This is a genomic window from Bacillus sp. F19 (assembly GCA_023823795.1).
Taxonomy (GTDB): Bacteria; Bacillota; Bacilli; order Bacillales; family Bacillaceae; genus Bacillus_P.
This window is the reverse complement of sequence record CP085711.1, coordinates 349,469-374,429: the sequence shown is the minus strand read 5'-3', so window position 1 is coordinate 374,429 and position 24,961 is coordinate 349,469. Positions and strand designations below refer to the sequence as shown.

The following is a 24,961-nucleotide window of genomic DNA, read 5'->3' as shown; positions in this document are numbered from 1 at the left end:
AAAAGAAAAAGAGGATGACTCAATAAGGCACAACTCCTCACCAATCACAATAAAAGTGGTAACTCAGTATATTGTGGGTTGAGGGGTCTGTCCCTTTGCTTTGAGTCATCCTCACAACAAAAGCTCACTCTTTAATATAAATCAATGAATCTAGAATTTCTTGTAAGCTTAATTCAGCACATGCCATCGATGTGTCTGCAACACCGTAAAACATTTTGACAACATCGCCTTCAACGATAGCCCCACATGAAAAGACTACATTTCCAAAGAACCCTTCTACTTCATAATCAGCTTCAGGTTCCAGAATCGGCTGATCGGAGCGAGCAATGACCTTTGTCGGATCTTCTAAATCAAGTAAAACAGCTCCCATACAATAGCGATGGTCTTTGGTTGCACCATGGTAAAGCTCAAGCCAGCCTTTTTCCGTTTTAAAAGGAACGGCTCCTCCGCCCATACGCGCGCTATCCCACATACCTTCACGTAATCCTAGTAAATGCTTGTGATTTCCCCAGTGTAAGAGATTGGTCGATTCAGCAATCCACATCTCTGGCTCTCCGACACTTCTCGGTACTGGACGATGAATAGCATAATATTTTCCGTTTATTTTTTCAGGGAAGATTAAAACATCTTTGTTTTCCGGCGCAAAAATCATCCCATGATGTTCAGTCGTTATAAAATCTTTAGTGGAAACCATTGATTCTCCAACGCCAACTGGTGAAATAGCACTAAAGTAAATATAATAGGTATCTTCTATTTGTGTAATCCGCGGGTCTTCAATTCCAAAGGTTTCTAATTCATTGGATGGGTAAACAAATGGGGTGTCATCAATGGTGAACTGATGACCATCTTTGCTTCGTGCAATACGTAAATACGACAAAGAAGTTAAGTACTTAAAACCTTGTTTATCACCATTTTCCCGAATCACACGCGGATCAGAGAAATCATAAGCAGGATCATTTAAATTAAAATCTAAAATCTCTAGTTCATTCGTTTGTGGACGATAAATAGGCGCTTTTACAATATTTAAGTCTTCACTAATTGGGCGTTCAGCTACACGGAGCAGCATAATAATTTCATCATTATATGTTGCAATCCCTGCATTAAAGGCACCAATCACTTCAAAATCAGGTCGATGCGGTTTTACATGTGCTGGTGTGACCAATGGGTTCTCTTCATATCTATATACGTTCATTTTGATTTCTCCTTAATGCTGAATTTTTGCTCGTATGGTAAAAACGGATCGGTTATGGTGATTTTTTGAGCTTCAGCATCACTAATGCCTGCATAAAGATCAGCCGTGCCATCTGATTTTCGAACTAAACCGCCGCTAAACACAACATCTGCTAAGTCTGGGCGCTTCGATGGACCATGAAGGAACTGGCTTCTTGTTGCGATTAGCTCCATATCAGAAAATGCACCTGTTTCCGGATCAAGTACAAATACCATTGGATAGTAGTGGCGATTTCCTTCCTCATCAAAAGATGCAATATGCCCAAGTACGCCTATGAGACCATTAGCTAAAAGGTGCGCTTCGTTCCCACCGCCCCATTGTTCGTCAATAAACTGGTCTTCAAGTAAAGGCGCTTCGTCGATCACTTCAATTGTCAATTCAGATAATGAAGAGATACGGGTCCAGCCAATTTTTCCTCTTCCGCCTTTTTCTCCTTGAGGTCTTGTTAATACACCAATACTTCCATCCTCAAGCTCAATAAGTCGAAGGTCTTTCATTCCATCTGGGCCTTTAGCAAACTCTTTTAAGCTAGCAATCGATCGGCCTTTATAAAAAACTGTTCGCCAGCCAAGTTTTCCTTCGAGTGTTGGATGAGGGAAGATTTGAACGCCTCCCAATACTAACTCTCCTGCTATTTTAGTGAAGAAAGGATCTTGCATTTCAAGAACAGGTGCATTTTCTCTTGGCACCCACTCACCGTTTCTCTTGACAAAAAAATAAACATTAGAGTGTTCACTGTCACGTGATTCAACTCGTCCTGCAATCACAAGCTCCCCTTCATCTTCAAATGGTGCGCTAATATTATAGACATCATTTACACCAATACCAGAGAATACAATTTTTTCAGGATTGGTTGGCTGAGCTTTTGAAGTGAATTCCTCTAATAGCTGTTCACAAGTTTGAGCATTCCCTTTACTTAACATGTTCATCTCCTATATCCCCCTTTAGGATCATTGCTTCATTTGCTAAAATTGTTACCACGTTCCCACTTTCTAAGCTCGTTCGCTTTGATGAAAGCAGCATTTCTATATCCGAGGAAAAGCAAGCAGCTAGATTGAGAGATTTTGATTGATCAGAAAAATTCAAGATAACTAATATCTTTTCAAATTGATCTTTTCTGACGAAGTAAATCATTCCATTTTCATTACGTAAAAATTCATAATCCGCTAAACCTAATGAAGAATGTGCTTTTCGCAGCTTCAGCAGCCTTTTATAAAAAGAAAGCATTGAATTCGGATCATTTTGCTGATTTTCAACATTAATTTTGTAAGCATGAGCCGGAATCGTAATCCAGGGCAAAGTCTCTGAAAACCCTACATTAGAATGTGAATTCCATTGCATCGGGGTACGTGACTTATCCCTCGATTTCTCATTAGCTACAGCTAATGCCTTCTCATGCGACTGTTTTGACTGAATTTCTAGCTCATAAGCCATTATTCCTTGGACATCCTTCATTTTCGCGATGTCATCGGCTACCCAATCTCTCATCCCAATTTCATTTCCATAATAAATAAAAGGAACACCCTTCGCCGTAAGCATCAAAGCAGCAACTAGTTTGGCTCGGTCCTCATCGCCGCCAAACCTTGAAATATGCCGAGACATATCATGACTTGAAAAGAACAAGGTTGGAATTTGAGTTGGATGATAAACTTGCTCCGTTTCCTCTAATTGCTGAAAGATTTTATCCGAATCAAACTCTCCGATACTCCCAATATTAAAATTAAACACAACATCAAATTTGTTAAGACCAGAATACTGTTTTAGAATCCTCAGGTCCTCAGAACCAACCTCACCAACAAGGAATTTATCGGGAAACTGATGCACAAACTCAGCGATTTCTGTAATAATCGGTAAAATACCTTCTTGGTCTTTATCGTATAAGTGATTTTGTTCATTCTTTTCAAAGTCATATGGATTGTCTTTGAAAGAATCATTGACCTTTAAGAAATTGATGACATCAAGCCGGAAACCATCGATTCCCTTTTCAAGCCAAAATTTCATGACATCAAACATAGCTTGTTTCACTTCAGGATTGGCCCAATTTAAATCAGCCTGTTCCTTCGCAAACGCGTGGTAATAATATTGGTTTGTCGCTTCATTATATTCCCATGCAGAGCCTCCAAAGAACGATTCCCAATTGTTCGGCTCATCTCTCCAAATATACCAATCACGTTTCGGATGATTCTTTGACGACTTTGACTCTTGGAACCATTTATGATCAGTTGAGGTATGGTTCAAAACTAAATCGGCAATTACTCGGATTCCACGCTGATGTGCTTCCTTAATGAAAGCCTCAAAATCCTCCATCGTTCCATAATCAGGATCAATCGATTTGTAGTCGGAAATGTCATAACCGTTATCGACCTTTGGTGAAGGATAAAAGGGAGTGAGCCACAGTCCATCAATCCCTAACTCTTTTAGATAGTCAAGTTTGGAGGTGATTCCAGCAAAATCACCAATTCCATCGCCATTTCCGTCTTTAAAGCTTGGCATATAGATTTCATAAAAAGTCGATTGTTTCCACCAATTAACCATTGTGTAAGAACTCCAGTCCTGGATTACTTAAGTGTAAATTGCATACCTTCTTGGAACTTTTTCGCGAAAAGCAAGAAAATAATTATGATTGGCATTGTTAATAAAACAGATGCGGCATACATCGGGCCTGGATAACCGCCATATGGACCGAACATTTGGGATAAAAGGACATTCAGGGTTAGCATATCGTCACTCTTCGCAACTAACATATCCCATAATAGCTCTGTCCATCTTTCCATAAACAGGAATAAGAAAATAACAGTAGTAATCGATTTTGACATTGGCATGACGATTTTGAACATAATTTGCCATTCGCTTGCACCATCTAATTTTGCGGCTTCAATAAAAGTTTCTGGAATCGCCTTGAAAAAGTTCGTATACATAAATACAGCCCATAGACTCATTGCTTTCGGCAAGATCATTCCCCAATATGAGTCATACATTCCGATTCTTTGAATGACAAGGAACGTTGGGATTAGCAATATAATCGCCGGAAAGAACATTTGGAATAAAATAAAGTTATTAATGGTGTCTCTTCCTTTAAACGGAATTTTTGCTAGTGCATATGCAACCATAACCGCAGAGACCATCATTAACAGAGTAGAACCAGCAGAGACGATAAAACTGTTAAAAAACGCATTAATCCATGGCCTTGGAATTAATGCTTCTCCTCCGCCTAACAGCCATTGATACGATTTCAAAGTGAATTCTGTCGGAATCAGCTTCTTATCTACTTGATTCCAATCAGCAAAAGAATTTAGCACCATATAAATATACGGAAAGATCATAATCAGTAAGAGAACAATGGCGATTAGGTAACGTAACCATAATCCATTTTTCTTAGCTCCACCCATATCGTTTCCCCCACATTTCTAAGAGTTTTCGAATGATAAAAATCGAAATAAACGTTACAACGGAAGCAATAACCGCAATCGCTGAAGCATAACCTGCTTGAAGATTTGAGAACGCTCTTGTAAAAATCTCCATTTGCCATGTATTAGTTGCAAAATTTGGTCCTCCGCCTGTTAATTGGTAAACCTCTGTGAAAATACCAAACGTAACACCAATCGATAAAATTAAAACCGTAAATAAAGCAGGGTAAAGGAGCGGAAAGGTAATCTTCCAAAAACGCTGCCAAGCATTTACCCCATCGATCATCGCCGCTTCATATACTTCCTTATTAATGCTCTCAAACCCGGATGTCAAAATCAGCGCATAGTACCCGGTAAATTTCCAGGCGATAATCACCGCGACAACGAAGAGTGCTCCAAATGGTGAACCAAGCCAGTTAATATCTAAGCCAAAGGCGTTTCGTAAAAATTCATTAATCGGACTGTTGTAAGATAATAGTCCTTTTATGATGAGTGAGGAAACAACCCCTGATGCTAAGTAAGGCAGAAAAAATCCAATTAAAAACAGTCCTTTAAATTTAGGTAACCCCTGAACGATTAAGGCAACAATGATTGAAGACGCAATAACTAATGGAACAAAAACAGCCATAAATTTAAAAGTCACGAAAAATGCACTTTGGACACCTGGGCTTTGAAAAGCCTCTGCATAATTTTCTAATCCAACAAAACTAAAAGTAGGTGCTATTAAATTCCAATCAGTCACAGATAAAAACAATGACCAAACGAGTGGTATTAGAAAGAAAACGATTGCGTATAAAAGATAAGGACTGGCAAAAAGCCAGCCCATTCTTCCTTGTTTTGTGCTCATTATTTCAGAGCCCCCTCAACGGCCTCTTCCATATCCTTCCAAGCAGTTTTCGGATTTTTCTCACCCTTTACCACTGGATTGAAAGCATGTTGACCAATAAACGTTTGAATATCATTATATTTAGCGTTATCCATTGGCGGAATCGCATTTGGAACGGCTGCTGCATATGGTTGTAATGCTGGATTTTTATCAAGGAACGCCTTAAATGTTTCATTTGTTGTTAAATCGTCACGTGCTGGTGGTAAGTTCGTCTTTTCAAGCCATTTCAAATCATTTTCAGGGTTTGAGTAAACCCAGTTAATGAATTTCATAGCTGCTTTTTGTTGTTCTTTCGTTGCAGTAGCGTAAACGACTAAACCTTTTGAATCAGCAAATGTTTTAACTTCTTTTGGATCCATATCATCTGGAACAGGAGGTGGGGTTAATGTATAAGTTTCGTTATATTTCATTTCTGGGAATTTTTCTGCCCAGTATGGAATAGTCCAAGGACCAACATCTACGAAAATTCCTAAACCAGATTCAAACGGATCTTTTGACTGCCTTGTTAATAATGCGTCTGCTTGACGTAAATCATCCATAAAGCCAAGTACTTGTTCACCTGCTTTTTCATCGCCTGTAAATTTAGTACCTTCAACAAACTTGTTACCGTCTGATGCCGCATTATACAACATGAAGAAGTCGAACCACCTCTTCCAAGGTGTTGGATCAGCAAGGTCTGCTTTTGCCCACACATACTTATCAGGATATTTTTCTTTTAATTTCTTAGCCACATCTAACATTTCACTGTAAGTTTTTGGTGGTTCGTTATAACCAAGTTCTTTTAAAATGTCTAATCTCCAACCAAACAACATCGCATTTGAGTAAATTGGTAATACATATTGGTGGCCGTCAGCAAATTCCCAGCCCTTCATCGTATTTTCCATCTTACGGCTTTCTTTTACTTTATCCCATCCATCTAATTCATCTAACGGTACAAGGGCTTTACTATCTGCTAACTGAGCGGCAAAACCACGGTTAATGTTTTCAGACATTGTAGGCGCACTTCCACCAGCAATCGCAGATTGAATACCTGCTTCAGAAGTTGGGCTTTCCTTCATTGGACTAACATTAACTTTTATTTCAGGATTTTCTTTTGTAAACTCTTCCGCTACTTCCTTCCAATACACTTGCTGTGTTGGGTTTGGAGCAGCCCAAAATTCAATCGTTGTTACCCCATCTTTTGTGCCGCTGTTTTGTTCTTTATTACCTGTACTACAGGCAGCAAGCCCGGAAACTGTAAGTGAAGCTGCAAACAAGATCGACGCTACTTTTTTTATCTTCATCCCAAATTCCTCCAATTACTAATTATCTTTTACATACCTCACAAACAAATAGTATTTCCCTGAAGGGTAACACTATTATAAATCTAATAAAACAAATGTAAGTTACAAGAAAATGGCTAATCTCACATGTGGGAGCGCTATCATTTCTTTTCAAAAATTGTATTAATGTATCTAACCAAATGTAAAAAATAAGTTGTTTTTACTAATCCCCCGTCTCTCCACAAAGATAGATATAATTACAAAAACAAATAATAATTGTTAAATAACGTTATTATTAACCTTGCAAAATAATTATTACACCTAGTTTTGGTAATGTCAATTACTGTTTCGACAAAATTATAAAGTTTTTCCGTTATATATTGAAATGACGCTATTGTATTTTCTATCCTGTAACGTTACAATGAAATTACAAACTTAATAAGTACGAACTTAGATCAAAGGAGAACGTTAATATATATGAAAAAAAAAGTGACGATGCAGGATATAGCGGATCACCTAAATATCTCGAAAAACTCTGTTTCCCAAGCTTTAACTGGAAAACCCGGAGTTAGCGAAGTGACAAGAAGGCTTGTACAAGATACAGCAAATGAATTAGGTTATGACTATTCAAATAGCCGAAAACAAAAACTAGCGGATAAAAAGATGACCAGAAATATCGCGTTAATCGCTTCTGATTATGCTTTTTCACTTAAAAGCTTTTTTGGTGAAATTTATTTAAGTAGTGAAAAAGAAGTTCGGGCTCGTGGCATGAATTTGTTTATTGAACCGATTGATAGCGAATCAAAAAAGAATCTAACTTTACCTTCTGTGTTATCGAGCCATGAAATTGATGGAATTTTAATTTTATCTCATATTAGTACAGAATATATTTCAAAAATTATTAGTACAGGCATCCCTACTGTTTTAATTGATCATCACTCACCATATCTGCAGGCCGATTCAATTTTAACAAATAACCGCTTTGGGGCGTTTATGGCTGTAGAACATTTAATCCAATTAGGACATCGTGATATAGCGTTTGTAGGCAATGTTGACATTTCTCCAAGCTATCAAGAAAGATTAGAAGGATACTTACTTGCTTTAAATAGATATGGGATAAAGCCTAATGAAAACTTTATGTTAACAAACACACAGGAAAATCAAGCTGAAATCAGTTTATTCCTCGATAACCTTCAAGACCAGCCTTCAGCATGGTTTTGTGTGAATGATGGTCATGGTTTCCTCGTTTCATCCGTTTTACAGCAAAGAGGTTTCAAAGTACCTGAGAATGTATCTATATGCAGCTTTGACAATGGACAATTATCACAAATTTTAACCCCAAAGATTACAACAATGGATATTGATTTAAGTTATTATGGTAAAAAGGCAGTGGAACAGCTTTGTTGGAGAATGGAAAACAAAGAAGAGCCGATTCAGGAGATCCTGTTACCAACGAAGTTAATTATTAGAGAGTCTACTTCGGAAAAACGATAAAAATTGAAATTAGAAAAAAGTTATGTTTACTTTTTTCTATATACTAAATCCTCATCGGAGAGTTTGACTTGATTATGGAAAAAAACATAGAAAAACCCGAATAATGGGCACTTTTTATTAAGTGTCCATTATTCGGGTAGCAGTTCAAGATCTGCTCTTTTCTTATTTATTCAATTCTAAAATTATCGAGTTCTTCTTCTGTTAGTTTAAGTAGGCTTTTTTCCTGTAGCCTTGCAGTAATTGTCCTTGTCTCTAAAACGGATAATAGGTATAGATATATGTCGATTATTAATCACTAAAAAAGCAAAAAAAATGCACAAGTACTTATGAAAGTATTTGTACCTATGTTTTTGTGTATAGTTAAGCAATTTTCTTAAGATATACAAGATTTATAGCAATATCCATTATTGCTCCCTCAAATTCCTCTTCATTGACAATCGCCTCCCGTAGCAATAACGGGAGGTTTTTTTGTATATAAGAATCAATACGTCTAATCGTTTTTGTTTAGAGTATCGAAGATGGAACAGCATAATCAACACAAACTATGCCATGCCCCTTAGTTCATGGAATATTATTGTTTGCTTACTACTTGACTCACAATTTCAGTTACGGTAGTTCTACTCATTTTTTCCTTTCCCTCTGTTAAAGCGTCAAGCGTACCATGAGCAAGTGCTATCGGGATTTTGCAAAAATTAAGGATTGGACCAGGTTTAATATTCTCCAAGTAAACGTCAGCAAGAGCTAGATTACGTCGGGCGTACATAAACATATCTTCTAACTCCCACCCATCGGGAAAGAAATCTACACCTCTCTCTAAATCCTCTGCACGATTACGAAGAATATTGACGGACTGTAAGCCACGGCCAAAGGCTATGGCTAGAGACTCATCTGTTTCAGTAGCATCATACCACTTCCAAATATCTGAGAGCATGACTCCAACCAAACCAGCCACGTAGAATGTGTATTGATTCAAATCCTCTTCATTCTTAATCCGCCACTCTTTTAAAACCCAGTCCCCCATCCCTTTCGCCATAGTGGATGTTGCATGCAAAACGTTCTCTACAATTGTCGGTGGACAAAGCTTGATCCAATCACCAAGACGTAAGGTAACATCCGGAAGAAGGGAGTTGTACGGATGAAAAATATCCATTAACTCGTTGTTATTAAAGGGTTTTTGCAAGAGTTGACTGATTGAACGTAATAGATTACTTTTGGTTTCGAAATCGAGTTGAGGATGATCTTCAATCTCGTCAATAGCTCTCATGCATAAGTAGGCGGATGTAACAGTTTCTCTTAATCCTGGCGATAGAAGACTGATAGGGATAAAGAAGGTCCGGCTTGTTGCCTTTAACATGTCTCTCGCGTCTCTATGTAAATTAATTGCTTCACTCATCTTTGTATTATCTCCTTTTTTGTCTTAAGCCTTATTTCCCTTAATTTCAATGATTGTTTGCAAATAGTGTTGGGAAAGATTCACTAAATTACTGCTGAAAGTTGGAAATGGCTGTATTAGCAAGAATTGTAGTTTCTTCATAAAAAGTCTAACATGTTTTTACGAAAAAAACTCTCACATACCATAAAAAAAGTCTGATGAGGATCTAAATCTGGCCCCTTAATTGAATAACACGAATGGCGTTTTTGAAAATCTTTATGTTAATCCACATTTAAAAATGGAATCAGGTAATAGCTATATTATACTCTTTTGTATATATTGACATATGTTACAACAACAAAATAAACATATATAATATTGTATATTTTGAAATAGAAAAACCAGTTTTAGTCTAATGCTATAGATTCGAAAATTTTGAAAGAAGACTTCTTTAGGATACTTTGGATATTATTTACCACTTTTTCATTAAACATGTGTGAATTTAACACTTGAGGAAATCCATATTCTAATAATTTGCTGAAAACTGAGAGATGATTCTCAATTGCTGGACCATACCTGCAAATTTAGAAGATAATAAGGTTTTAGTCAGTCTGAAAGAGTTCCCATAAAAAGAAAATAACCCTTGAATCACAAGGGTTACAGTCATTTTCCAGTGATTTTACGAATCTAACAAAATATCTATTTTGTTAGATTCATGCCAAGTTAATTTAAAACTCTGTCCATTATTAAATCATCAATTCTAACAATGTAAATATTTCCTTTACAACAATTGGGTCGAATTCAGATTCTCTTTCTTCATCATGTGTACCTTTATTTAAGTAGTTCCATTTTAATTTAACCTTTTTACAAGAACATATCTTTTCAGTTTTAGTGAAAATGACTCCTTTTTTCAGAATACTCCAGTTACAAGTAGCCATAAGAAAAGGCTGCACTAATTTGTGTGAGGAAGGTCCAAACTATATTTTCATAACCATAATAGAGCCTAGTCTTGTTGTTTGAATTTTAAAACTTCCCTATTCCCTGGTTATGGTAATAAGATAGATTAGCGTCATATGAGAGCATAAATAGTGCGTTTTCTTAGGCTGATAAATCAAGAAAATCCATAACAAAAGCCTATAAGTTGTTTTGTGGTTTCATTATTTAAGGCACCAATGACCACACCACCGTTACGATTGGCGGCAACCATTTGGGGAGAGATGCGATAACCTCTTCTCCCTAAACCAATTTTTTAGTCAACTAATCATATTCTTCTATAACATTAAATGTGAACCTTGCAAGCATAGCTTTTTTCCCGTCGTAACACTTTTCCAGCAGTTGTACCGATATATTTGCCTTCTTTTACAGTCAATTTGCCATTCACTAGAACATAGGAAATTCCAGTAGGTTCTTCCAATGGGCTTTCATATGTTGATTGGTCTGCTATCGTTTTTGGGTTGAAGATCACGATATCTGCTGCGTAACCTTCCCGAATAAGGCCTCTGTCTTTTAGACGCAACAATTGCGCAGGAGCACCGGTCATTTTACGGATTGCCTGTTCAAGGGAAAGTGCATTCTTTTCTCTAACGTAACGACCAAGTACTCGAGGATAAGTACCATATAATCTAGGATGTGGTTTCCCTCCAAAAATACCGTCGGATCCCACGATTTGAAGTGGATGTCTCATTCCATGGATTACATCTTCCTCGTCGCCCCAATGAACAACCATGGTAATACCGGCATTTTCCTCTAATAGTAAATCAAGTGCAGCATCAGAAGGATCAACTCCTCTTCTTTTTGCGATTTCAATCAGATTTTTTCCCTCGACCCAGCGGTTTTGCTCTGTTGAAACGGAGGTTAAAGTGATATTTTCCCAACCACAAGTAAGAACCCAATTCTCGTAGTTTTCATTACTCTTAAACTCTTCCTTGATTTTTTCTCGATTGACCGGCTCTTCTAGCTTCTTAAGCAGCTCTGATGTGCCACCGGAATGCATCCAAGGGGGTAAAATCGCATGAAAAACGGTTGAGCCTGCAGTATACGGATATTGGTCAAATGTTATTTCGATACCTTCTCTTCGGCCCGCGTCCATTTTTTCAAGGGCAATCTCAAATTTATCACGATTGATTTTACCGGCTACCTTAAAATGAGACACATGTAGGCGTACACCTGATTGCCGCGCGACGTCGATTACTTCATCCAGGGCTTCCAATGAATGGTTGCTTTCGTTTCGAATATGAACAACAAAACAGCCGTCATATTTAGCAGCACCTTTACATAATGCAATTAACTCTTCCTTATTTGAGAAAACATTGGGAGGATAAACTAAGCCAGATGACACCCCAACAGCACCTTGTATCATTCCTTCTTCCACTAGAAACTGCATTTGTTTCATTTCTTCCTGCGTGGCCTTACGACCGTCAAATCCCATCACAAGTGTTCGAACAGCACCGTGGGGAACAAGGTAAGTAGCATTGCCTGCAATGTTGGAATTTTCAAGAAACTTAAGGTATTCATCAATTGTATTCCAAGGCCAATCGCCAATATCTCCGTTTAGTCCTTTTAATTGTTTTTGCCATAACGGCTTCGTTTGCTCTGATACGGGAGCAACAGATATGCCATCCTGACCAAATAACTCCGTCGTGACACCTTGTAAAACTTTAATATGATGTATATCAGGTTTGGTACAAAGTAAATCCGAATGAACATGAGTATCAATAAATCCCGGTGAAACCGCTAATCCATTGGCATCAATTTCGGCTTCTGCCTGTTCCTGGCTTAGGTCACCGATTTTGCTGATAATCCCATCCTTGATCCCCAAATCCAATTTAGTCCAGGGGTTTTCAGTTCCATCATAGATTTTACCGCCTCTAATAATAAAATCATACATTGTAATTCCTCCCTGTTTTTTAATAGAATTCAAACTACCCTTTTTAGTAGAAGTCTCTTTTGCTATACATATCAAAAAAGCATCCTTATCCTCATTTAACTAGTATTTAAATAAGCAACCATCCAACTAGTAAATAAAATAAAAAGAATAAAGTATTTATTATTTGAAGTAACCCTGATTCGGCTCATATTACCTCTCGTATTCTATAAAAATTTAACTTGAACAGGCCACAAGAAACAATTAATATAATTTAAACTTGTGAGTAATAGATTAAATATTATTGTGGCAGTAAAACAAGAGAACTTTTAATGCTAAAAGGTACGACAGTGTTTACAGCTATTGCTATTATGTTGCGATAACGATAAAGTTCAATACGCTCAAAATGTAGACAGTATCTGTTTGGACATAATGCCCATATAACCTTGGTGATACTAGGATTTGAGCAAAATTATGAACAAAGGAAAAATTGAATCATCAATCTTTCCTTTTTAATGTAGTGATAGCCATTTAGGTTTCCCCCATTAATCACGTTTCGTAAAAGGAAAAAATTCTTCACTTGATTGGTCATATTCTTCCATTCGCTTTTGAACTTTAGCATCCTGTGATGCTGCGACACTGGTAACAAGTAAATTAAGTAAAGCAAAAGTCGGCGTTACCCCTTTTAAGGGAATCGGAGCAGGGGCAACAACCTGAAATAAAATATCAGCAAAAGGTCCTATTGGCGAAAATTCATCATCTGTTATCGCTAACACATTTGCTCCTTTTTTCTTGGCGGCTTTTACAAAAGAAAAAGTTTCTTGAATATATCGTGGGAACGAGATTGCAATCACTAAAGTTTTATGATCTATTTGAGATAATAAGTAATTGGCATCTTCAATTTCCCCCCTATATAAAAGAGTATCTCCAACTACAATATTCAGGCTGAAGGTTAGCCAGTTAGCAGGACCATAAGATGAACGGAATCCAATAACAATACGCTTTTCTGAAGTAATCAATAGGTTAACAGCTTTTTTGTACTGGGAGTGATCTAAATGTTCTAAGGTTGCCCGAACGTAGGCATTATCTTGCTCAATTACATATTGTATCAAGTTTAAATCTTTTAAAGATTTGGAAGTGGTTCGGAAGTTTTCAATAGGACCGCTATTTTGTGCTGAGTCTTTCAGTAAAGAAGATTGAATTTCTTTCTGCAATTCGCTATATCCAGAATAGCCTAACGCATATGATAAACGAATCACTGTAGTATCACTAGTCTTACTTGCTGTACCGACTTGCTTTGCAGTTTGAAAAGCAACCTCTTTAGGAAAGTCTACAATATATTTTGCAACTAATTTCTGCCTTTTTGTTAGTTCATTAAATTGCTTTCTAATTCTCTCTTTAAAATTATCCATAGAGCTATTCCTTCCTTATGTCCTTAACTTGGAGTTGTTTAAATGTGTTTCACCCGAATAAAACCAGAGTTACCCCTGAGAAAAAAGAACGTTACATCTGTAACGTTCAACCTGATTTTTCCTATATATTGGATTTTAGGTGCACTTCTCCATAATATACGGTTTTTGAATTAATTAAAAGAAATTTAGTCATATAAAATGACTTGAATCAGAATCAGGGTAACAACTCATAGAATTTCATTCTTCCGATTACACCGTAACCTTGTTAAGAAAGTGTTCAAAAGTAGCTTTCGATAATTCTGAGATTTTCATTGCGCTTTCTGCTTCCGTTTTGTTGTCTTTAGAAAAAACAGTAATGATAAATGTACCTTTGTTATCTGGAAGTTTAACAATTCCTGCGTCATTAACGACACTTGCAATGGTACCTGTTTTATGGCCAACAACTGTATTTACTGGCAATAAGTGAGGAATTCTATTTCGAAATTGTTGTTTGGCAAGTATTTCAAACATATCATCACAAGCACTCACCGAGATAAGTTTCTTACGAGCAATTAATTCTAACAATAGTGCCATATCAGCTGCTGTTGTAACATTGTTTTCAATGCTTTCCTGAAAAACGATCGAATTATAATCGATTTCACCTTCTTTAAAACGACGATCAATCTCATTAAAAATTTCATGAGAAAAGCTTTGTGGCGGCAGTCCAACACATGAGCAAAGAAGTTCCCAACAACTAAAACGAATGAAGGTATTGTTCAAACCTATTTCTTTCATGTATTGATTAACATTTTCTTTACCGACAATCTGTAGAACTTTATCAGTTCCCACATTATCGCTTACAATAATCATCATAGTTGCTAAATTTTTAATTGTAACCTCGATACCAGGGATTAACTCTCTAAAAATACCAGATCCATTTACTAAGTCTTTTTCTTCTAAACGAATACGTTTTTGCAGGTTCACCTTGTCTATTTCAGCATCACGGTATATTGTGGCCAAAATCGGAACCTTAAAAACACTTGCTGCTTGGAAAAATCGATTTTCATTAATTGCAGCAGTCTCTCCGGATTCCAGATGTTTCACAAAAACTCCAAAGGTACCAGAAGTATCCTGTAAAACTTCTTCCAACCGATCCTGTAAACTCATAGTCAACATCCTTTCGTTTTTATTACTACTTTTATGCCTAACAAATATACGTTAAATAACTTGCTTACTGGCTACCTTAGGAAATTGTCTAAAATGATAAGAAATGCCGTATGGATGACCATTTTCATCCATTAAGATTTCAGCTATTTCTGTAGTGTCGTTTACAAAAGCAATAAATATATTTTTTTCCACAAATGTGATTGGAATTTCTGCATTTTGAGAAGTAAGAATTGGTTTTCCATCTTTAATTTCAATGGCTACTTTCATTCCTTCATTAGACCGGTATTCTCCTTGATACAGATCAAGAAGTTCGGTAGATAAATCATATTCTTCAAAAGAAATATGAGTTGCATCTACTTCCCTTCCTTGATAATTGTTAAACGCAAGCTGCATAATCCGTGCAGCCGGAACACCCGCCAAGTTTGTTAAGACAACACCGGAAATTCCTTTTTCAGGCAAAATACTCAATTGGGCAGAGATTGCTTTTAACCCACCACCGTGTTCTACTAGTATTGTTCCAAAATAGTTAGGCGTAATCATTAAACCATATCCGTAAAACCGTCCTGGCAGTGCTTGGATATGGGGTTTGATCATTTCATTTACACTTTCTTCGGATAGAATTCTTTTATCATTTACAATCCCGCCATTACGGAATATTTCTGCATATTTTAACATGTCCTTCGCAGTAGATTTCAAAAAGCCTGCTGCCCGCATGGATGGAGAGTCCCACCAAATAGGCGCAGTAATAACACGCTTCGTACCGTCACAATTTTCTAGTGCATAACAAGTTGTAATATTTTCGTAGTCTCCATATTCATCGATCGTAAAGAAGCTGTTTTTCATACCACAAGGGTTAAGAATATGATCATACACATACTGCTCATAGCTTTTTCCGCTAACTCGTTCAACTATTGTTCCTAATAAAGCATATGAATCATTGGAATAACTGAAATGTGTTCCGGGCTCACCTAATAATTCAAATTCCTCTTCTGCAATAAATTGCATGAGTTGTTCATAAGTGTCGATTGGTTCATGCTCTTTTTGCTCTATTTGCAAACCTGGATAATTATCTACAGAAGGGTCATTTTCCATTGACCTTTTCATTGCATAGAATAGAGAAGACATTGGAGGTAATCCTGATGAGTGTGTCATAAAATGGTGTATGTTTATCTTTTTTAACGTCTTTTCATTTTTAACCTTGAATTCTGGCAAGTACTTGATTACAGGATCCAATACATTTAATTTTCCAGCTTCTTGCAACTGCATAATAGCCACACAAGTAAATGATTTTGTAATGGATCCGATACCAAAAACGGTATCTTCTGAAATAGGAAGTGATTCCTCTACGTTACGGAAACCAAATCCTTTATAATAAACTATCTCTCCTTCTTGTGCGATTGCTATAGAAGTACCTGGAATCAGGTGTTTTTGCGCTAATTTTTGAGCAGACTCCTCAAATGCTTGAAAACTCAATCCATTTTTCATATCATTTCCTCCTTTATATGGCTTTCTAATCATTGGCCTAACAAATCCCCAACTTTTTCATCTGTTAGTCATAATCTTCAGGTATAATGGGTTGATGTTTCGAGTTTTTCTACTTGTAAATGTTTGTTAACAAAATCAATTATCGTTTTTAATCTAGCAATGCGTAACGCAGGCTTTCCATATTGCAGAAGACCATGGCTGGCATTAGGAATTCGAACTAATTCTACCTCTCCTCCACGGCGCTTAATATGAGAATAAAACTGTTCAGCCTGCTCCATTGGACATCTTAAATCATTTTCATTATGGAGTAGCAAAAGTGGTGTCTTCACATTGTCCACATAGGCGAGCGGAGAGAACTTCCAAAGCGTTTCCAAGTCTGTTTTCCCTAAAAATTCTTGTTCAACAAAATAGGGGGAAATATCGCTTGTACCGTACATAGAAATCCAGTTGGAAATACAACCTTCAGAAATTGCGGCAAAAAATCGGTTTGTACGAGTAACGAGCCAATTCACCATAAAGCCGCCGTAGCTGATTCCGTTAACTGCCACCCGGTTTTCGTCAAGGTAATCAAACCGCCGAAGCGCTTCTTGCAATCCATTCAAAATATCGGCCATGTCCTTGCCGCCATAATCTCCATGTACTGCATTGGTGAACTCCTCTCCAAATCCCGAACTGCCTCGAGGATTCGTATAAATTACTGCATATCCCTGCGCAGCGAACAACTGCATTTGATGAAAATAAGTGAAACCGTACGCAGAATGCGGGCCGCCATGTATATCCAATAGAACGGGATATTTTTTTTCGGCATCAAAGTTAGCCGGCTTCAGCAAGAATCCTTGTATTTGCCAACCATCTTCTGATCTGTAAGTAAACACTTCCGGTTCGACCACGATGAGTTCGGATATCAACTTGTCGTTGCAGTCATCCAGACGAACCTCGGTTTCAGGAAAGAGCGGCAGTTGGATATTAGAGAAAGTTTCCTTCGGATCTCGAAACTTACACTCAACTGTATTTGTTTCATCAATTTGTATCGAAGCAATTTTTCCCGGATGATTAACTGTCGAGTAAGCAACGGCAAACGTTTCATCTCCATCGTAAGCATAATGAAAAATTGTCCGGTCTCCCCCAATAACAACTACTGCATGTTCATCGCTTTCATCAATCGAGAATCTCACAATTTCATTACGGCCTTCCCGTGTGCCTAGACCATAAACATAGCTGCTGTCTTTTGACCACTGAGGACGCAGTGGATATCTAAGGTAGCGCATATCCGTAAAGATCATATCAACGAGTGTATCTGGATATTGTTGGCTTAGGCACCTTGTGTTTCCACCATCTGCAGGAATAACCAACAATTGCTTTTGGTCCACTTTAGTACTCAAAAACGCCAGCCACTTTCCATCAGGTGAGTAAGATGGCGAGCTGGCTTTGGTATCACCGTACAGCAATTCCACATTTCCACTAGAAACCGTTAAGCGGTAAATCTGTCCCCCAAACAGAAAATTTTCATCCTCTCTGCTCGAGCTAAACGCGATAAACTTTCCATCAGGGGAAACCACAGGTTCAGAGACGTCATTTATTCCACTTGTTAACTGTTCACATATTCCCGTATTTACATTAGTTGCCACGATTTGCAGACTAAGTGGTTTTTGTAAGCCGCTTCCATCGTTTTTGTAATAAAGCAAACTGTAGCGCTTCGGTCCTCCATGCCATTCTTTTGTTTCACGATCTATTTCATCTTTGGTCTCTTTTACCGTCTTGTTTTCAACAAAAATTTCCACTTCTGCATTTTGAGCAACTGGGACTATGCAAAATATGGTCTTTCCGTCAGGCGACCAAACAAAAGAACTAACTCCATGGCGGAACCTCGTCAAACAACGTGCCTCGCCACCGTCAAGAGGTAAAAGCCAGACTTGCTTCCCGTGAGCACGGTTCGAGATGAAGGCAATTGTTTTACCGTCTGGTGACCAGACTGGATTGAGGTTACTTGTACCATAGGTTGTCAAAATTCTACTCGATTTTCCTTGGATATCTGTAAAATACAAATGTGTTTCATAATTGTCATCTTTAACACACGCAACTGTTCTTTCATAAACCACTTTTTGTCCATCCGGGGAAATCGTGGGATTGCTTGGCCACTGAAAATTATTTATATCTTCTGGTAAAGTAGTACGTAAACTCATTTTCATGTCTCCTTATCAAATATTTAGAAAGCAAGGAACGTGATTTATGAAATTTGGTAGTAAAAATAGTAGTGAGATTACTTTAGTAATTTTGTTTTTGCTTGCTCTTTTAATAGTTTTAGAGTGACAAGAGATAATACTTTTATGCCATTTTGTAAAGAATCTAAGTTAAAACTCATATTTGGATGATGCAATGAGGGTTTTAAATCTGAGCCAAGTCCCACCATCGTTGCTTTCAAATGAGGAAAAGAATTTTTATAAAAATGAAAATCTTCCCCACCCGGTGTCACTGGAGGAGCAACAAGAGCATTTTGACCCAGTGCCTCAATAATGGCCTCTTTAACTAATTCCTCCAAACTTGGACTTGATTCGGCAGCAACCATTGTTGCAACCTGTTTCAATTCCACTTTGGCCCCATTAGCTGAACCGGCTGAAACAACAGCATGGTGCACCTGTTTTAAGAGATCATCCATAACTTCATTGTGCTGTGCTCTCACATCGATTCCAAACTCAGCATAGTCCGGAATAATGTTGATATTTTTTCCGCCAGCCTGAACAATCGTAACTTTTGCGGATGCGGAAATGGTCGGGTCCTTCTTCACTGAGTTAACAGCCTGGATGATTGCTCCTAATGAGTCAACAACATTTATACCAAGATTTGGCCTTGAACCATGCGCCTGAATTCCGTGAATCCTACCCTGTAATAAGGTGGTCGATCCATGATATATAGCGGGGGAAGCCTGGCCATATTGTAATTCCTGAATGGGACGCACATGAATTCCCAGCAAATAATCAATATCATCAATTACTCCTTTTTCAATAAGTTTCATTGCACCTTTACCGGATTCCTCCGCAGGCTGAAAAATGATTTTTATTAATCCTTTAGGTTGAAAGTTTAAATCCTTTAAGCAAGAAATGGCATGGAGAACCATGGTCATATGCGCGTCATGGCCACAAGAATGATTGGCTTTCCACTCGCCATCTACTAGCTGCCACAATGCATCAATGTCTGCTCTGATTCCAACTGTTGGACCTTCTTCTCTGTTTCCCCAATATCCTATCACTCCGGTATGATCTTCAAATATTTCAAAAGGAATGTCCAAGAGCTGTAATTGTTTGCATATGTACTCAGTTGTCTTTTCTTCTTTCCAGCTAATCTCAGCATTTGAATGAAAATGATGATAGGTCGAGGTTATTAATTCTTTATTTTCATCAATCCAATTTTGAATTCTTTCAATCATGTAAAGCCTCCACGTTGTTTTCAATGATATAAAAATGGACGTTGGTTGTATTCTTTATGATTCCTGTAACTTTATAACCTTTTGATATTGCTTTAGATACTACATTTCTGAACTTATATCTCCAGGCTTTTGCAGCTCCATTGTCCACTTGTTTCAAGCTTTGAAAGTTTGCAGGAACGGGCACTAAATACCCTATTTCATTTTCAATTGGTTTTTCATCAAGCGGTAACGGAATGTCACCAAAGTCACTCCAGGTGAGTAGCGGATGATAATTTTTAAATGAAGACCCTTTTTGGGGTCCAAAAAGTGCTTCTGTTACCCGATTGGAACAAATATCCCATTCTACTAAAAATCTGTCAGAAGGTAGGCCAGTGTTTAGCTTATCACCCATTTCTCCATAATAAGAATTAAAATAGGTCTTTGCGTAAGCTCCCAATTTATTGAGGTTAAAATATGCATTTCTAGCTTCTAAAGGATCAAAAGTCCATTTTATGTTTTTATAGCCGTATTCAATTGCCAATTCCCTTTGTTTTAACTTTAAATTTAAACCAATCCCATAATTCTGGTAATTTTGACGGACACCCGTCATGTGTGAAATCAAATAATGTTCTTCATTTTTATAACCCGAAAAACCATAGGTAAAGCCAATTAATTCACCTTCATTAAATGCTCCAATTATTATCCCACCATGGTGAGAAGCAGCTATAAGCTGCGGAAGTGGAGTGACTACAGCATTGCCCCAGATTTCTTCTTGAAAATAAACTACATCTTGCATTTCCTTTAAATCTTCTATTTGTTTATAAACGATCTGTTGTGTTAATACCATTGGTAATCCCCCAATCTTTAATTGCAATAATTTATTGAAACTTGGGGCATATACTTAACGAATTATAGCTTCTCTTTTAAATACTTTTTCATCAAAAACTAGCTCATTAATAACCTCATTATTAATATCAAAACCTATACCATGCTGTTCCGGTACGCTAATTATTCCTGGTTTTGATAAAGTTACCTCTGGTAAAATAATATCTTCGTGGAAATAACGGCTGGAAGCAGATGTGTCTCCAGGAATAGAGAAATTGCTTAATGAAGCTATAGCAATGTTATGGGACCTTCCAATCCCTGCTTCAAGCATACCGCCACACCATACAGGAATATTTTTTTCCTCACATAAGTCGTGCATCTTTTTTGCTTCGGTTAATCCACCAACTCTACCAATCTTGATATTGATTATTTTGCAGGCATTTATTTCGATGGCTTTTCTAGCGTCTTCTACAGAATGAATGCTTTCATCTAAACAAATGGGTGTTTTCATTTCTGCTTGCAGTTTAGCATGATCAAAAATGTCATCATGGGCTAATGGCTGCTCGACCATGATTAAATTAAACTGATCAAATTCCTTTAACAACTCCTTGTCATTAAGGGAATAAGCAGAGTTTGCATCAGCCATAAGCGGAATCTGATCTCCGAATTTTTTACGAATGGCCTCCATTGGTTTTATATCCCAGCCTGGCTTAACCTTTACTTTGATCTTTTTATATCCATCTTCTAAAAAGCCCTCTACTTGTTCTAATAGCTTATCGATACTGTCTGCTATTCCGATGCTTACACCGACTTCGATTTCTTTACGATTGCCGCCCAATGCAGCAGAAAGTGTCAGTCCATTTTGCTTGCTATATAAATCCCAGACCGCCATTTCAACCGCTGCTTTTGCCATGTTATTCCGACGTATATACGAAAACATTTCTGAAACATCTTGGGGCTTATTAATTCTTTTATCTAAAAGCTGCGGAATTAAATGGGTCTCAAGCATGTGCCATACTGTGCCGGTCGTCTCTTCATTGTAGATTGGATACGGCATCGCAACACTTTCAGCAAAACCTACTTGTTCGCCACTAAATACCTTAACAATGATAATATCCTTTTTTGTCACTTTGCCGAAGCTTGTTGAAAATGGAGATTTTAAGGGTAATTTTATGCGTTGTAATGAAATTTGATTTATATCCATGCCGGACCTTCCTTTTTATAATTATTTTTGAACTTTAGTAGCCTTGTATCAATTCAGAATCATACAAATGACAAGCTACAAACTGGCCTGGATTAACCTCGATATTTCGAGGTTTTTTCGTCTTACACACTTCCATGCAGGCAAAACACCGTGGATGAAACGAACACCCTTTCGGAGGATTTGCCGGGTTCGGTACATCTCCTTTTAAAATGATTCTTTCTTTTTTAATAAGTTCAGGATTAGGAACAGGTACAGATGACATCAGGGCTTTTGTATATGGATGTAATGGTTCTGAAAACAATTGTTTCTTATCAGCAAACTCAACAATTCTCCCTAAATACATAACTCCGATTCTGTCACTTATATGCTTTACGACACTCAAATCATGCGCAATAAAAATGTATGTTAAGCCTAACTTTTTCTGAAGATTCTGAAATAAGTTTAGAATTTGTGCTTGAACCGATACATCCAGTGCAGAAACTGGTTCATCCGCAATAATTAAGGAGGGACTTACAGCGATAGCGCGAGCGATCCCTATTCGTTGTCTTTGTCCTCCGCTGAATTCATGTGGATAACGGTCAGCATGATAAGCGCTTAATCCTACCATTTTCAGTATTTCTAACATTTTTTGCTTTCGTTCTTTCCCATTTTTTCCTATGTTATGTGTTGCCAATGCTTCTTCTAATATCGAAGAAATTCGCAGACGCGGATTTAATGAGGCAAAGGGATCTTGAAAAACAATCTGCATTCGTTTACGGAGCTTCCTTAATTCACTTTTATTTAATTTTAAAATATCCCTTCCTTCAAACTTGATCTCTCCGCTTGTTGGTTCAATTAATTTTAATATGCTCCTTCCCGTTGTGGACTTACCGCAGCCGCTTTCTCCAACAATTCCTAAGGTTTCACCTTTTATCAGGTTGAAAGAAACCCCATCGACCGCTTTAACATAGTCTTTTTTGGGTGAGATGAGACCAGTGCTAATAGGAAAGTACGTTTTAAGTTCATTAACCTCTAGCAGTACTTCACTCATGCTAACGCCTCCTCATTCAGATATAACCAACATCTAACAGAGTGCTCTTTATTCTTTTTTACAAGAGGCGGATTTTGTTCCAGACATTTGGAAATTGCATGGGTGCATCTTGAGAAAAATGGACATCCTTTCGTCACTTCGCCGATATTAGGTACATTTCCCTCAATAGGCTGTAACATATCTAGCTCATCTTCAAGACTGGGGATCGAGTTTAACAGACCAATTGTGTACGGATGCTGCGGGTTTTTGAAAATAGTTTTCACATCAGCTTCTTCCACTATTTGGCCGTAGTACATGACCATAACCCGATCGGCCATTTCTGCAACAACACCTAAATCGTGAGTAATCAGCAATATCGCTGTATCATTGTTATTTTTAAGATCATTCATTAAATCAAGGATTTGGGCTTGGATAGTGACATCAAGCGCAGTTGTCGGCTCATCCGCAATTAATAGACTAGGATTACAGGCCATCGCCATTGCAATCATTACCCGCTGTCTCATTCCGCCCGACAGTTGGTGAGGATATTCATCAACGACCTTATCAGGACGTGGAATTCCAACCTTCTTTAACATCTCAACAGTCTGTTTTTTTAGTTCATTTCCCGAAATATCCATATGAAGTTTTATAACTTCACTAATTTGTCTTCCAATTTTATGGACAGGATTTAACGATGTCATGGGTTCTTGAAAAATCATTGAAACATCTTTTCCACGAATGGAACGCATTTTCTTTTCGGACATAAGATTCAGGTCTTTATCTTTTAATATAATCTTTCCGTCGATTTTCCCAATGCTGTTTGCAATCAATCTCATGATCGATAGGGACGTAACGCTTTTACCACAGCCTGATTCACCAACCAGGGCAACCGTTTCACCTTTATGGATCGTAAAGTCCACACAGCTGACAGCGTTTACAAAATCTTTTTTCCCTGTTTTAAATTTAATAGAAAGTCCTTCCACTTTAAGAAGTTGTTGATCCTTTTCTACAAGGACTTTTGACATCATAATCACTCCCAAGCAGTTATTTTTGCCTTGGATCTAGTGCATCCCGCAGGCCGTCACCTAGCAGGTTAAATCCAAGTACGACTAACATAATAGCTAGTCCAGGGAAAAGTGACATCCACCACGCCTGCCCTAAAAAAGATTTTCCAACATATGCCATTGCCCCCCATTCAGGAGTTGGCGGTTGTGCTCCCAGTCCTAAGAAGCTTAATGCTGCAGCCACAAGAATACTTGTACCAAATTGTAAACTTGATAACACAATGATTGGAGATAATACATTTGGAAATACATGTTTTACTATTATTTTTAAATCCGAAACACCGAGAGCTCTTACAGCCTCAATATATTCTTTTTCCCTAATTGATAATACTGTTCCTCTGACTACCCTTACATAAGAGGGTACGACCGAGATTGCTACAGCAATCATCGCATTTGTTAAACCGACACCAAGTACCGCTATAATCGCAATCGCAAGCAAAAGGGATGGAAAGGCCAACAAGATATCCATAAACTGCATAATGTAAATATCAATTCTCCGATAATAGCCAGAAATAATACCTAAAATCACTCCGATCATCCCTGCTATCAGTACAGCAACAAGACCCACCATTAATGAAACCCGTCCCCCATATAACATTCTTGAAAAGATATCTCTTCCAAACTCATCTGTTCCTAATAGATGTTCGCCTCCTGGAGGCAAGAACCGTTTTTCAATTTCCATTACGTCTATCGGATACTGTGCAATCAATGGTGCAAGTAAGGATACCGTAACAAAAAATAATAAAATAATAGCTCCAATAACGGCACTTTTATTCGTTATCAACCTTTTTCCAACTAATGCCCAGTAGGACTTGGATTTTGTTGCTTCCAGTTCACTATTCTGTTGAGGTATGAAATTGTTTGCGGATTTTGTGAGTTTAGGAGCTGAACTGCTCAA

Annotated in this window: 19 protein-coding genes; 1 reads left to right on the top strand and 18 read right to left on the bottom strand. The window is 37.6% G+C overall.

The features are described from left to right. Positions 1–124: 124 nt before the first annotated feature. Genes LIT25_27525 through LIT25_27500 form a run of 6 tightly spaced genes read right to left on the bottom strand, consistent with a single transcriptional unit; the run spans position 125 to position 6,807 of the window. Positions 125–1,192: a glycoside hydrolase family 130 protein gene (locus tag LIT25_27525; GenBank protein USK36512.1), complete on the bottom strand. Its 1,068-nt coding sequence runs from the start codon at positions 1,190–1,192 to the stop codon at positions 125–127. Then, a complete protein-coding gene (locus tag LIT25_27520) occupies positions 1,189–2,154 on the bottom strand; it encodes a DUF1861 family protein (GenBank protein ID USK36788.1) in 966 nt (321 codons plus the stop codon). Before LIT25_27520 ends, LIT25_27525 begins: the two co-directional genes overlap by 4 nt. Then, entirely contained in the window at positions 2,144–3,766 is a 1,623-nt protein-coding gene (locus LIT25_27515; protein ID USK36511.1) for an alpha-glucosidase, read from the bottom strand. Before LIT25_27515 ends, LIT25_27520 begins: the two co-directional genes overlap by 11 nt. Before the next feature lie 23 nt (positions 3,767–3,789). Further along, a complete protein-coding gene (locus tag LIT25_27510; protein ID USK36510.1) occupies positions 3,790–4,620 on the bottom strand; it encodes a carbohydrate ABC transporter permease in 831 nt (276 codons plus the stop codon). Then, positions 4,607–5,485 (bottom strand): sugar ABC transporter permease, encoded by an 879-nt coding sequence (locus LIT25_27505; GenBank protein USK36509.1) that lies wholly within the window; start codon positions 5,483–5,485, stop codon positions 4,607–4,609. Before LIT25_27505 ends, LIT25_27510 begins: the two co-directional genes overlap by 14 nt. Next, the gene (locus LIT25_27500) at positions 5,485–6,807 is read right to left on the bottom strand and encodes an extracellular solute-binding protein (GenBank protein ID USK36508.1); all 1,323 of its coding nucleotides are present in this window, start codon (positions 6,805–6,807) and stop codon (positions 5,485–5,487) included. The genes LIT25_27505 and LIT25_27500 overlap by 1 nt, the downstream gene beginning before the upstream one ends. 456 nt (positions 6,808–7,263) lie before the next feature. On the opposite strand from LIT25_27500, the gene LIT25_27495 reads away from it, so the two are divergent. Beyond that, positions 7,264–8,280, top strand: a complete 1,017-nt coding sequence (locus LIT25_27495; GenBank protein USK36507.1) for a substrate-binding domain-containing protein — start codon at positions 7,264–7,266, stop codon at positions 8,278–8,280. Between the two features lie 571 nt (positions 8,281–8,851). Here the strand turns inward: LIT25_27495 and LIT25_27490 are convergent. From LIT25_27490 to LIT25_27435, 12 genes are all read right to left on the bottom strand, one after another. Then, entirely contained in the window at positions 8,852–9,673 is an 822-nt protein-coding gene (locus LIT25_27490) for a phytoene/squalene synthase family protein (protein ID USK36506.1), read from the bottom strand. 1,258 nt (positions 9,674–10,931) lie between these two features. Then, complete coding sequence (locus LIT25_27485; protein USK36505.1) at positions 10,932–12,539, bottom strand: D-aminoacylase; 1,608 nt, start codon at positions 12,537–12,539, stop codon at positions 10,932–10,934. 521 nt (positions 12,540–13,060) lie between these two features. After that, on the bottom strand, positions 13,061–13,927 hold the full coding sequence (locus tag LIT25_27480) for a MurR/RpiR family transcriptional regulator (GenBank protein USK36504.1): 867 nt from the start codon (positions 13,925–13,927) through the stop codon (positions 13,061–13,063). Between the two features lie 249 nt (positions 13,928–14,176). Then, on the bottom strand, positions 14,177–15,073 hold the full coding sequence (locus LIT25_27475) for a class A beta-lactamase-related serine hydrolase (protein ID USK36503.1): 897 nt from the start codon (positions 15,071–15,073) through the stop codon (positions 14,177–14,179). A 51-nt stretch (positions 15,074–15,124) separates the two neighbouring features. Next, positions 15,125–16,558 carry a beta-lactamase family protein gene (locus tag LIT25_27470; protein ID USK36502.1) on the bottom strand — a complete coding sequence of 478 codons (1,434 nt, stop codon included), beginning with the start codon at positions 16,556–16,558 and terminating at the stop codon, positions 15,125–15,127. Positions 16,559–16,635: 77 nt separating this feature from the next. Next, positions 16,636–18,741 (bottom strand): S9 family peptidase, encoded by a 2,106-nt coding sequence (locus LIT25_27465; GenBank protein USK36501.1) that lies wholly within the window; start codon positions 18,739–18,741, stop codon positions 16,636–16,638. A gap of 77 nt (positions 18,742–18,818) precedes the next feature. Then, entirely contained in the window at positions 18,819–19,982 is a 1,164-nt protein-coding gene (locus LIT25_27460; protein ID USK36500.1) for a M20 peptidase aminoacylase family protein, read from the bottom strand. Further along, positions 19,975–20,808 carry a GNAT family N-acetyltransferase gene (locus LIT25_27455; protein USK36499.1) on the bottom strand — a complete coding sequence of 278 codons (834 nt, stop codon included), beginning with the start codon at positions 20,806–20,808 and terminating at the stop codon, positions 19,975–19,977. Before LIT25_27455 ends, LIT25_27460 begins: the two co-directional genes overlap by 8 nt. Positions 20,809–20,862: 54 nt before the next feature. Beyond that, positions 20,863–21,990, bottom strand: a complete 1,128-nt coding sequence (menC, locus tag LIT25_27450) for an o-succinylbenzoate synthase (protein ID USK36498.1) — start codon at positions 21,988–21,990, stop codon at positions 20,863–20,865. A gap of 34 nt (positions 21,991–22,024) precedes the next feature. After that, positions 22,025–23,020: a dipeptide ABC transporter ATP-binding protein gene (locus LIT25_27445; protein ID USK36497.1), complete on the bottom strand. Its 996-nt coding sequence runs from the start codon at positions 23,018–23,020 to the stop codon at positions 22,025–22,027. Continuing rightward, positions 23,017–24,024: an ABC transporter ATP-binding protein gene (locus LIT25_27440; protein ID USK36496.1), complete on the bottom strand. Its 1,008-nt coding sequence runs from the start codon at positions 24,022–24,024 to the stop codon at positions 23,017–23,019. The genes LIT25_27445 and LIT25_27440 overlap by 4 nt, the downstream gene beginning before the upstream one ends. Before the next feature lie 19 nt (positions 24,025–24,043). Continuing rightward, positions 24,044–24,961: an ABC transporter permease gene (locus LIT25_27435; GenBank protein USK36495.1), complete on the bottom strand. Its 918-nt coding sequence runs from the start codon at positions 24,959–24,961 to the stop codon at positions 24,044–24,046.